The sequence below is a fragment of the Nocardia jiangsuensis genome, assembly GCF_042650385.1.
In the GTDB taxonomy this organism is placed as follows: domain Bacteria; phylum Actinomycetota; class Actinomycetes; order Mycobacteriales; family Mycobacteriaceae; genus Nocardia; species Nocardia jiangsuensis.
On sequence record NZ_JBHSAX010000004.1, the window covers coordinates 135,504 to 146,426 of the forward strand.

Below are 10,923 nucleotides of genomic sequence, written 5' to 3' on the forward strand. Positions count from 1 at the left end.
GTCGCCCTGGTGTGGCCTTCGGACTAGAGGTCACCGACACGCCCGCCCGCACCGGCGGTACCCCACCGAAGCTGGGTTACCAGCCCTTCTCTGCCGCCAACACCTCTCCCGAAGCAATCGCGTCCACCAGCCGCTGGTGGTCGATGATGGTCTGGTCAGCGTACGCCAGCGCGAAACGACTCATTGCACGGTCGAATACGTCCGAACTGCCGAGGTAGGAAGCGATGGCGACCCGGTCACCGGAACGAGCATGGGCTCGGGCGAGGGTACGGCCGCAGAGCGCGCCGTAGGCGCGGAGGACGCCGGGGGTCATGGTGTCGACATCCGCCGACCCCTTCATGTCCCGCAGCTGACGCCAGTAGAAGAAGCGCCCCTCCGGCCCGCTGCACCAGCCGAGGAAGATGTCCGCGGTGGACTGGATGACTCGCTGGCCGTGCACCACCCGGCGCCCCTGATGCCGGTACCGACTCGGCTCCAGGTGCGCCGCGAGTACGGACTGTTCGGCCTCCTTCACCTGGAGGAACAGCGGATCCCCGGTATCCCGGTCGGCGAGCAGGACGATGAAGCAGCGCGTCCCGACGCTGCCGACGCCGACGACCTTGCGTGCCGCGTCGACCACGCGATAGCGGTCGAGGAGCACCTGCCGATCCTCGGGGAGTGACTCGCGGTAGGCGTGGAAGACGGCGGTGACGACGTCGGCGTCGATCTGCTCGACGGGGACGAGCAGGGGTGGGCGGTGGCGGATGCGGGGGCCGTCCGGCCCGGGCTCGGTGAGTTTGCCGACGGCTTGCAGGGTGGTGCGGGCGCGGGCGGCGTCGAGGGTGTGTTCGACTCGGCGACGGCGGGCGGGTTTGCGGATGAGGGCGAGGCCGGATTCGGCGTCGGTGCGCTGGTACCAGACCGAGAGGCCGTCCATGGCGGCGTACTCGCGCATGGCGGCGCGGTAGGCGCCCGCGGCGGATTCGGCGCAGCGGAGGGCGCAGGTGTCGTCGAGGCCGTTGGCTCGGGCGGCTACGGCGAGGCCGGCGACCAGGCGTTTGACGTCCCATTCGAAGGGGCCGGGGAGGGTTTCGTCGAAGTCGTTGAGGTCGAAGACCAGGGCGCGCTCGGGGGAGGCGAAGAGGCCGAAGTTGACGGGGTGCGCGTCGCCGCAGAGTTGCACGGTCAGGCCGGTGTGCTCGGCGGCGGCCAGGTCGGCGGCCATGACGGCGGGGGCGCCGCGCAGGAAGGGGAACATGCCGCTGACCATGCGGGCGTAGCGAATGGGGACCAGCTCGGGCACGCGGGTGGCGGCCTGCTGCTGGAGGATGGCGATGGGGTCGAGGCGGTCGGCGGGGGGCGACCACTCGCCCAGCGCCGAGCGCGGGACGCGGCGCCGGACCGCGCGGCGCATCTCCTTCGCCGCGGCGCGGGCGGGCGGTGCCGAGCGATCGTTCGGGGTCTTGCCGCCGGAGCCATTGCGTTCGGTGGAGACAGCCGAAGTCGTCATCGGGACAGTGTCCGCCTCGCGGATTGGCACCGCAAGGGCTCGGCAAATATGGGGCTACCACTGCTGGCGGCGGGCCGTCGCGCGGCACCCGGGTATCAGGGTCGTCTCATACGAAGGGATGAAACTCTCCCCGAAGCAGGGAACACCCCTGGCTTTTGTCGCGCATGCGGAGCAGGGTGAAAGGAGCAATCCCGCCCCGCCGGAGCGAAAGGAACAACCGTGTTCGCCACATCAACCCCCCGCAAGGCACTGGTCCGCCTGGTCGTCGCAGGCGCGCTCGCCGCGGCGCCGGTGCTCGCGCTCGCCGCGCCCGCCGCCGCCGACTCGGTCTCGGGCCCGGTCGTCACCGAGGTCCGCCACGACCGGTACGACCGGCATCAGCGCAACGATCCGTGGCGCGATCCGTTCGCGCGCAACCCCTTCCAGCAGCAGTGCAACTGGTGGAATCCGAACGCTCCCTGGTGGGAGCGGTGCGACAGCAACCCCTGGAACAACAACCCGTTCAACAACGGCCCCTTCAACAACAACCCCTGGCAGCAGCCGTTCAACCGCAACTTCGGGCCGGGCACCTTCGGCAGCAGCTGACCGGCCCCGGCCGGGGGCGGGGCTCCGGCGCGGATGAGACAGCACAGGGCCCGGTCGCCGCAGCGACCGGGCCCTGTGCGTGCGGAGGATCAGGCGGTCTCGGTGATCGGCCGGTCGACCCAGCTCATCAGCCCGCGCAGCTTGGCGCCGGTGACCTCGATCGGGTGCTCGGCGTTCTGCTTGCGCAGCCCCTCGAGCTCCTTGTTGCCGCCCTCGACATTGGCGACGAGGCGCTTGACGAAGCTGCCGTCCTGGATGTCTTTCAGGATGTCCTGCATCCGCTTCTTGGTGTCGGCGTCGATCACCCGCGGGCCGGACACGTAGCCACCGAACTCGGCGGTGTCGGAGACCGAGTAGTTCATCCGCGCGATGCCGCCCTCGTACATGAGGTCGACGATCAGCTTCAGCTCGTGCAGCACCTCGAAGTAGGCCATCTCCGGCGCGTAACCGGCCTCGACCATGACCTCGAAACCGGTCTTGACCAGTTCCTCGGTGCCGCCGCAGAGCACGGCCTGCTCGCCGAAGAGGTCGGTCTCGGTCTCTTCCTTGAACGTGGTCTTGATCACGCCGGCCCGCGCGCCACCGATGGCGGCGGCGTAGGAGAGCGCCAGCGCCTGGCCCTCGCCCTTCGGGTCCTGGTCGACCGCGATGAGCGCGGGCACGCCCTTGCCGTCGACGAACTGGCGGCGCACCAGGTGGCCGGGGCCCTTGGGGGCGACCATGGCGACGGTGACGAAGGCCGGGGCCTTGATCAGCCCGAAGTGGATGTTCAGTCCGTGGCCGAAGAACAGCGCGTCGCCGTCCTTCAGGTTCGGCTCGATGTCATTGGTGAAGATCGACGCCTGCGCGGTGTCGGGGGCGAGCACCATGATGACGTCGGCCCACTCCGACACCTCGGCGGGGGTACCGACGGTGAGCCCGGCCTCCTCGGCCTTCGGCCGCGACTTCGAGCCCTCGGCGAGCCCGACCCGGACATCGACACCGGAATCGCGCAGGCTCAGCGAGTGCGCGTGGCCCTGGCTGCCGTACCCGATGACCGCGACCTTCCGGCCCTGGATGATCGAGAGATCGGCGTCATCGTCGTAGAACAGTTCGACTGCCACTGTGGTTTCGTCCCTTCTGAAACGGTGAGTCCCCGCGCGGCGGGGAACGATTGTTGAACTAGCGGGTCGCGGTGATGGACTTCGGACCGCGCCCGAGCGCGACCACACCGGACTGCACGATCTCGCGGATACCGTACGGCTCGAGCATCCGCAGCAGCGCGTCGAGCTTGGACCTGGTCCCGGTCGCCTCGACGGTCAGCGCGTCCGGCGAGACGTCGATGACCTTCGCGCGGAACAGCGTGACCGCCTCGATCACCTGGGTCCGCACGCTGGCATCGGCGCGCACCTTCACCAGGATCAGTTCGCGGGCCACCGAGGCATCGGGATCCTGCTCCACGATCTTGATGACGTTCACCAGCTTGTTGAGCTGCTTGGTGACCTGCTCGAGCGGCAGGTCCTCGACGGTGACGACGATCGTCATCCGGGAGATCTCCGGCACCTCGGTGGCGCCGACGGCGAGCGACTCGATATTGAAGCCGCGCCGGGAGAACAGGCTCGCGACCCTGGCGAGCACGCCCGGCTTGTCCTCGACCAGGACGCTCAGCGTGTGCGTAGTGCTCATGGCTGTTCCTGTCCGTTCTGGCCGTGGGTCAGCGCCTCGTGGATGACGGCGGGCTCGCCGACCTGCTCGTCCTCGTCGAAGAGCGGGCGGATGCCACGCGCGGCCATGATCTCGTCGTTGCTGGTGCCCGCGGCGACCATCGGCCACACCTGGGCGTCCTTGCCGACGATGAAGTCGATCACCACCGGCCGGTCGTTGATCGACTGCGCCTCGCGGATCGCGGCCTCCACGTCCTCTTCCCGCTCCACCCGGATGCCGTGGCAGCCGAGCGCCTCGGCCAGCTTGACGAAGTCCGGGATGCGCAGGGTGTGCGTGCCGAGATCGGTGTTGGAGTAGCGCTCCTGGTAGAAGAGCGTCTGCCACTGCCTGACCATGCCGAGGTTGCCGTTGTTGATCAGCGCGACCTTGATCGGCACGCCCTCCACCGCACAGGTGGCCAGCTCCTGGTTGGTCATCTGGAAGCAGCCGTCGCCGTCGACCGCCCAGACCTCCTTCTCCGGCGCGCCCATCTTGGCGCCCATGGCCGCCGGGACGGCGTAGCCCATGGTGCCGAGGCCACCGGAGTTCAACCAGGTGCGCGGCTTCTCGTACTTGATGAACTGCGCGGCCCACATCTGGTGCTGGCCGACGCCCGCGCAGTAGATCGCGTCCGGTCCGGCGAGCCTGCCGAGTGCGTCGATGACGAACTCGGGAGCGAGCGAGCCGTCGCTCGGCGGGGTCCAGCCGAGCGGGTAGGACTCGCGGAGTCCGCCCAGGTAGCCCCACCACTCGACGAGCTCGAGCAGCGGGGTGCGCGCGGCGGCCGGGTCGCCCTTGAGCGTCTCGATCAGCTCGGCGATCACCTCGCGGCAGTCGCCGACGATCGGCACGTCGGCGTGCCGGTTCTTGCCGATCTCGGCCGGGTCGATGTCGGCGTGGATGACCTTGGCGTTCGGTGCGAAGGAGTCGAGCTGTCCGGTGACCCGGTCGTCGAAGCGGGCGCCGAGCACGATCAGCAGGTCCGACTTCTGCAGCGCGGCCACGGCGCCGACGGTGCCGTGCATGCCCGGCATGCCCATGTTCAGGGTGTGCGAGTCCGGGAAGGCACCGCGCGCCATCAGCGTGGTGACCACCGGGATGCCGGTCAGCTCGGCCAGCTCCAGCAGCTTGTCCGAGGCCTCGGCCTTGATCACGCCGCCGCCGACGTAGAGCGTCGGGCGCTTGGCCTCCAGGATCATCCTCGCGGCCTCGCGCACCTGCTTGCCGTGCGGCTTGGTGACCGGGCGGTACCCGGGCAGCCGCAGCTCCGGCGGCCAGGTGAAGGTGGTCTGCGCCTGCAGCACGTCCTTCGGGATGTCGACGAGCACCGCGCCGGGGCGGCCGGAGGCGGCCAGGTAGAACGCCTCGGCCATGATCCGCGGGATGTCGACGCCGTCGGTGATCAGGAAGTTGTGCTTGGTGATCGGCATGGTGATGCCGGAGATGTCGGCCTCCTGGAAGGCGTCCGTTCCGATCAGCCCGCGGCCGACCTGACCGGTGATGGCGACGATCGGCACCGAGTCCATCTGGGCGTCGGCGATCGGGGTCACCAGGTTGGTGGCGCCCGGGCCGGAGGTCGCCATGCAGACGCCGACCTTGCCGGTGGCCTGCGCGTACCCGGTCGCGGCGTGGCCGGCGCCCTGCTCATGCCTGACCAGCACGTGCCGTACCCGGGTGGAGTCGAAGAGGGGGTCGTAGACGGGAAGGATCGCACCGCCGGGAATGCCGAATACCGTGTCGACCTCGAGCTCCTCGAGCGACCGCACGACGGATTGCGCGCCGGTGACCCGCTCGGGCGGGAGCTGGCGACGCGTCGTCGCGGTTGCAGTCGCGACGGGTGTCTGCGAAGTGGCCGAAGGCGCAGGCTTGCGGGCCGAGGGCCCGGGCCTGGCGGTAGGTGCGCTCACCGTCTTTCCTCACTGCTTGTGGTCTTGAACCCCGAACACAAAAAAGCCCCCGATCAGCATGGCTGTTCGAGGGTGGCGCGTCGCAACGCGAGCTGTCGTAATCGACTAGGAAGTCGTGCTCAACGCTGGACGCGCCGGCCGAGTACGAGAAGCTCGATTGGATTCACGCGTTCGACGTTAAGCGCGCGTGAACCGTCGAGTCAAACAGCCGACCCTCGCGGTCCCATTATGTGGGAGCACAGTGGTTGCTCGAGTCCGCTCGGCCGAATGCGAGGATGGGGGGGTGTCATCACCGCATCAGTCCGTGCCACCACCTGCATCGTCCCACATCGCCGCGGCGGGATCCGCCACGGGTGGGCGCTGGCGGCGGATCGCGGCGGTCGCGGTGCCGCTGCTCTACCTGGTGTTCCTCGCGGTGGCCTTCGCGCTGGACTGGCCGCACTGGCTGCGCTGGGGGGTGATCCCTCTGGTAGGGGTGCTGAGCTGGCTGCTCTGGCCGCGCTCGCCGCACGGCGTCGAGCCCGGAGTGCGGGTGATCCGGGTGCCGCAGCTGGCCTACATCGGCGTGCTCGTCCTCACCTTCTGCGTCTTCTTCGCCTTCGTCGGCTGGCCGGCCGGGCTCTGGTGGCTGCTGCTGCTCCCGGTCGTGGTGCTGGCCTGGGTGGAGCGCACCCGGACCACGGTGACCCCGGACGGGCTGGAGCTGCGCACGATCTTCTCGTCCCGCTCGGTGGAGTGGTCGCGGGTGGCCGGGGTCCGGCTGCCCAAGCGCGGGTTCGTGCGGGCCCGGCTCACCGACGAGTCCGAGGTCAAGCTGCCCGCGGTGGGGTATGACCGGCTGCGCGAGCTGATCGCGGCCTCGGACGGGCGGATCCCGGATGTCTTCGCCCAGGCCGAGGAGGCGATCCGGGAGCAGTCGGCGGCCGAGCGGGCCGCGGCGGCAGCCGCCGCGGACGACTCGGCGGAGCCGTCCGCGAAGGGCGAGTGAACCGCGGCCGGTGACCGGCGGTCCGTCGGGGCCGCACGACCGGTGACCGGCGGTGCGCGGGGGCGCGAGTACCGTTGAAGCGCCGCAGGTGCGGCCGTCGTGTTCTCCCCGACCGGCCACCCGCGGTCGCTCCAGCCCGCGACCAGACGAGGACGCCCATGCCACCGCTTCGTTCCCGCACCACCACCATCGGCCGCAATGCCGCGGGCGCCCGCGCGCTCTGGCGGGCGACCGGGATGACCGACTCCGACTTCGGGAAGCCGATCGTCGCCATCGCGAACTCGTACACCCAGTTCGTGCCCGGCCACGTGCATCTCAAGGACGTCGGCGAGATCGTGGCCGATGCGGTGCGGGCGGCCGGCGGCGTTCCGCGCGAGTTCCACACCATCGCCGTGGACGACGGCATCGCGATGGGCCACGGCGGGATGCTCTACTCACTGCCCAGCCGCGAGATCATCGCCGACTCGGTGGAGTACATGGCGAACGCGCACACCGCCGACGCACTGGTCTGTATCTCGAACTGCGACAAGATCACGCCGGGCATGCTGAACGCGGCCATGCGGCTGAACATCCCGGCGGTCTTCGTCTCCGGCGGGCCGATGGAGGCCGGGAAGGCGGTGGTCGTCGGCGGGGTCGCGCAGGCGCCGACCGACCTGATCACCGCCATCTCGGCGAGCGCCAACGCCGCCGTCTCCGACGAGGGGCTCAGCGAGGTCGAGCGCAGCGCCTGCCCGACCTGCGGCTCCTGCTCCGGCATGTTCACCGCCAACTCGATGAACTGCCTCACCGAGGCGCTCGGGCTCGCGCTGCCCGGCAACGGCTCCACGCTCGCCACGCACGCCGCCCGCCGGGCGCTCTTCGAGCGGGCGGGCACGGTCGTCGTCGACATCGCGAACCGCTGGTACCGCGAGGACGACGCCTCGGTGCTGCCGCGCAGCGTCGCCAACGCCGACGCCTTCCGCAACGCCATGGCGCTGGACGTCGCCATGGGCGGCTCCACCAACACCGTGCTGCACACCCTCGCCGCCGCGCAGGAGGGCGAGATCGACTTCGACCTCGGCACCATCGACGAGATCAGCCGCCGGGTGCCGTGCCTGGCCAAGGTCTCGCCGAACTCCGATTACCACATGGAGGACGTGCACCGGGCCGGTGGCATCCCGGCCATCCTCGGCGAGCTGCGCCGGGCCGGGCTGCTGGCGGAGAACGTCTCCACCGTGCACACCGCGAGCTTCGACGAGTGGCTCGACACCTGGGACATCCGCTCCGGCAAGGCCTCGGCGGAGGCGCTGGAGCTCTTCCACGCCGCGCCGGGCGGAGTGCGCACCGTCGAGCCCTTCTCGACCGAGAACCGCTGGTCCTCGCTGGACACCGATGCCGCCGGCGGCTGCATCCGCGATCTAGAGCACGCCTACACCGTCGAGGGCGGGCTGGTGGTGCTGCGCGGCAATATCGCGCCGGACGGGGCGATCCTGAAGACCGCCGGTATCGACGAGGACCTGTTCTCCTTCCAGGGACCGGCCGTCGTGGTCGAGTCGCAGGAGGAGGCGGTGTCGCTGATCCTCGGCAAGAAGATCCAGGCGGGGGACGTGCTCGTGGTCCGCTACGAGGGGCCGTCCGGTGGGCCGGGCATGCAGGAGATGCTGCACCCGACCGCGTTCCTGAAGGGGGCCGGGCTGGGCAAGAAGTGCGCGCTGATCACCGACGGGCGGTTCTCCGGTGGTACCTCCGGGCTCTCCATCGGGCACATCTCGCCGGAGGCGGCCAGCGGTGGCGTGATCGGGCTGGTGCGGAACGGGGATCAGATCCGGATCGATGTCGCCACCCGGACGCTGGAGGTGCTGGTCGACGACGCGGCGCTGGCCGAGCGGCGGGCCAAGATGGAGGCGGCGGAGCGGCCGTGGCAGCCGGTGGACCGGGTGCGCCCGGTGACGACGGCGCTGCGCGCCTACGCGGCGCTGGCGACATCGGCGGACAAGGGTGCGGTTCGGCGCGTGCCGTGAAACGGGAATCGGCACCCCTCGGGTGAGGGGTGCCGATTCGGCGCGGGGTGGCGCGCGCACAGGGCCGCGCCCGGTGTGCGGAGGCACATGATGCCGGGCGGCCCCGGGTTGCTCGCGAAAGGCGCGCGGGTGGCCCACCGGCCCCTGCGGGTCAGCCGGCGAGCGGGTTGCCGCCGTGTAGGTACCACCAGGTCAGGGCCGCCGCGCCGATGGCGAGGAGCAGGATCAGGAGTGAGCCCCAGCTGGGGCGGGTTGCCCAGCCGCGGCCGCGGTCGAGCGACCAGCGCCCGGGGCCGGCGAGCAGCACCGCCACCGTCGCACCCGCGAGAATGCTCTCCAGCTCGATCGCGCCCGGCCCGGCCTTGTACTGGAAGCCCGGGTACATGCCCTGCTTGAAAGCCAGGGCGTCGAGGATCACGGCGAGTACCGCGCCCGCGGCGAGCGGCGTCGCCAGGCCGAGCACGAGCAGCAGACCGCCGCCGATCTCCCCGGCGATGAGCAGCGGCGCGGCCAACCCGGCGTTGTCCCAGCCGCCCTGGGTCAGGAAGTCCTTCGTGCCGTCGAAACCGGGCCCGTGGAACCAGCCGAACGCCTTCTGCACACCGTGGTAGACGAAGGTCACGCCGACCACGAGCCGCAGCACGAACAGCCCGAGGTCGAGGGTGCCGCGCCGGTCGTCGCGGGTGCGGCGCAGGCGGTCCGGATCGGTCGGGGCGTTGGCGGCGGGCGGGATGCTGGCGTAGGAGTAGGTCGCGTCGTCGGCGGGCGGCTGCGGCGCGGTGGTGGGCAGCACCTCGGTGCGTGCCTCGGCATTGGGTAGATCGTCCGGGTCGAGCCCGAGTTCGTCGTCGGTCCGCGGGACCTCCTTGCCCAGGTTCGGGCGGGCGAATTCCTGCGTCACGTGCTGGTCCATGGGGCTGCCGACATTGCCGACGGCGCCGGTCTGCGGGATGGGACCTGTGGGCGACCGGCCGGTGTCACCGGAATCCGGTGCGCCCTTCGACTTCTCCGTCACAACCGTCCACCCTAGGCCGATTCCGGCGACGCGCGGAATGGTTCCCCGCGGTGTGTCCGGTTCGGGGGTGGAGCGGCGGCCGTGGAAGTTCTTCCGTAACGTCTGAACCATGAATGTGGTTGCGGTCGGCCGGGTGGCGCTCGGCCTGGTGCTCGCTTCGACCGTGCTCGCCGGCTGCGCCCGCTTCGACGACTCCGCGTCCAGCCCGTTCACCCCGGAGCCGACCTTCGGCGGCGCCCAGATCGGGCCGAGCGAGACGCAGCCGCCGTCCTCGACGCAGCGGCCGACCGGGCCGTGCATCGACCCCGACCCCGCAGTCGTCGCGACCTGCCTGGATCCCACCGCTGGGCTGGTCGCCGTCGGCGACGGCGCGCTCGTGGCGGAGCGGCGCACCGGGCGCATCCTCAAGGTGGTTCCGGAGCAGCCCGCGGTCGAGATCGCCAGGATCGACGTGGACGGCTCCGGGGACGGCGGGCTCAGCGACCTCGCGCTCTCCCCCACCTACCGGGAGGACGGGCTGATCTACGCCTACATCACCACCGGGTCGGACAACCGGGTGGTGCGGATCGCGGCGGGCGGGCCGCCCAAGGAGATCCTCACCGGGATCCCGAAGGGAGCCACCGGCAACCACGGCGCGCTGGAGTTCGTGACGCCGGAGCGGTTGCTCGTGCTCACCGGCGACGCCGGGAATCCCGGTGCCGCGCAGGCGCCGGGCACATTGGCGGGCAAGCTGCTCGGCATCACCAACCCGCGCTCCGGCGGCGGGGTGCAGCCGGAGACGCTGCTCTCCGGGATCGGCACCGCGGGCGATGTGTGCCGGGACGCGGTGGACGGGGTGTGGGTCACCGACCGCACCGCCACCGAGGACCGGTTGCAGCGACTCGGCCCGGACAACACCGCGATCACCGCTTGGACCTGGCCCGATCGCCCCGGCGTCGCCGGCTGCGCGACCACCGCCGACGGGGTCGCGGTGGCGCTCGGCAATGCCAGGGCGCTGGCGCTGGTGACGGCGGATCCGGCGTCGCGTGCGGTGACGACGGCGCCGACGCTCTTCGCGCAGGACAAGTACGGGCGGCTCAACGGGGCCACGCCGGGGCCGGACGGTGCCGTGTGGGTCGGCACCGTCAACAAGGACGGCGGGCAGCCAGGGCCCAATGACGACCGGGTCGTGCGGATTCCGCCGCCCGCCGGTGGCGGAGGCGGTCCGGACTAGCGTCCGGAAAGGGGGTTTTCCGGGGGCCGAGCCCCCGGACCCC

The 10,923-nt window shown here is 70.9% G+C and carries 9 protein-coding genes; 4 read left to right on the forward strand and 5 right to left on the reverse strand.

Going from position 1 to position 10,923, the window contains the following annotated elements; all coding sequences use genetic code 11:
• Nucleotides 1-76: 76 nt before the first annotated feature.
• Entirely contained in the window at nucleotides 77-1,489 is a 1,413-nt protein-coding gene (locus ACFO0B_RS04435; RefSeq protein WP_378610987.1) for a DUF2252 domain-containing protein, read from the reverse strand.
• Nucleotides 1,490-1,708: 219 nt separating this feature from the next.
• On the opposite strand from ACFO0B_RS04435, the gene ACFO0B_RS04440 reads away from it, so the two are divergent.
• Nucleotides 1,709-2,074 carry a hypothetical protein gene (locus ACFO0B_RS04440; protein ID WP_378610988.1) on the forward strand — a complete coding sequence of 122 codons (366 nt, stop codon included), beginning with the start codon at nucleotides 1,709-1,711 and terminating at the stop codon, nucleotides 2,072-2,074.
• 89 nt (nucleotides 2,075-2,163) lie between these two features.
• Here ACFO0B_RS04440 and ilvC read toward each other — a convergent pair whose 3' ends face one another.
• From ilvC to ACFO0B_RS04455, 3 genes are read right to left on the reverse strand one after another with little or no spacing between them, the layout of a single operon-like run.
• Entirely contained in the window at nucleotides 2,164-3,177 is a 1,014-nt protein-coding gene (gene ilvC, locus ACFO0B_RS04445; RefSeq protein ID WP_233019827.1) for a ketol-acid reductoisomerase, read from the reverse strand.
• A gap of 58 nt (nucleotides 3,178-3,235) precedes the next feature.
• Nucleotides 3,236-3,739, reverse strand: coding sequence for an acetolactate synthase small subunit (gene ilvN / locus ACFO0B_RS04450; protein WP_233019828.1), 504 nt, complete (start codon nucleotides 3,737-3,739; stop codon nucleotides 3,236-3,238).
• The gene (locus ACFO0B_RS04455) at nucleotides 3,736-5,664 is read right to left on the reverse strand and encodes an acetolactate synthase large subunit (RefSeq protein ID WP_378610989.1); all 1,929 of its coding nucleotides are present in this window, start codon (nucleotides 5,662-5,664) and stop codon (nucleotides 3,736-3,738) included. Before ACFO0B_RS04455 ends, ilvN begins: the two co-directional genes overlap by 4 nt.
• A gap of 304 nt (nucleotides 5,665-5,968) precedes the next feature.
• Here ACFO0B_RS04455 and ACFO0B_RS04460 point away from each other — a divergent pair, with 304 nt between their 5' ends.
• Both ACFO0B_RS04460 and ilvD read left to right on the forward strand, forming a co-directional pair.
• On the forward strand, nucleotides 5,969-6,652 hold the full coding sequence (locus ACFO0B_RS04460; RefSeq protein WP_378610990.1) for a PH domain-containing protein: 684 nt from the start codon (nucleotides 5,969-5,971) through the stop codon (nucleotides 6,650-6,652).
• A gap of 158 nt (nucleotides 6,653-6,810) precedes the next feature.
• Nucleotides 6,811-8,652, forward strand: a complete 1,842-nt coding sequence (ilvD, locus tag ACFO0B_RS04465; RefSeq protein WP_378610991.1) for a dihydroxy-acid dehydratase — start codon at nucleotides 6,811-6,813, stop codon at nucleotides 8,650-8,652.
• A gap of 151 nt (nucleotides 8,653-8,803) precedes the next feature.
• Here ilvD and ACFO0B_RS04470 read toward each other — a convergent pair whose 3' ends face one another.
• The gene (locus ACFO0B_RS04470; protein ID WP_378610992.1) at nucleotides 8,804-9,667 is read right to left on the reverse strand and encodes a DoxX family protein; all 864 of its coding nucleotides are present in this window, start codon (nucleotides 9,665-9,667) and stop codon (nucleotides 8,804-8,806) included.
• 109 nt (nucleotides 9,668-9,776) lie between these two features.
• Here ACFO0B_RS04470 and ACFO0B_RS04475 point away from each other — a divergent pair, with 109 nt between their 5' ends.
• Nucleotides 9,777-10,880: a PQQ-dependent sugar dehydrogenase gene (locus ACFO0B_RS04475; protein WP_378610993.1), complete on the forward strand. Its 1,104-nt coding sequence runs from the start codon at nucleotides 9,777-9,779 to the stop codon at nucleotides 10,878-10,880.
• The last annotated feature ends 43 nt before the right edge of the window (nucleotides 10,881-10,923 follow it).

Excerpts from the sequence above, each read along its gene's own strand:
- ACFO0B_RS04435 (WP_378610987.1), bottom strand. The coding sequence starts at position 1,489 with ATGACGACTTCGGCTGTCTCCACCGAACGCAATGGCTCCGGCGGCAAG.
- ilvN (WP_233019828.1), bottom strand. The coding sequence starts at position 3,739 with ATGAGCACTACGCACACGCTGAGCGTCCTGGTCGAGGACAAGCCGGGC.
- ilvD (WP_378610991.1), top strand. The coding sequence starts at position 6,811 with ATGCCACCGCTTCGTTCCCGCACCACCACCATCGGCCGCAATGCCGCG.
- ACFO0B_RS04475 (WP_378610993.1), top strand. The coding sequence starts at position 9,777 with ATGAATGTGGTTGCGGTCGGCCGGGTGGCGCTCGGCCTGGTGCTCGCT.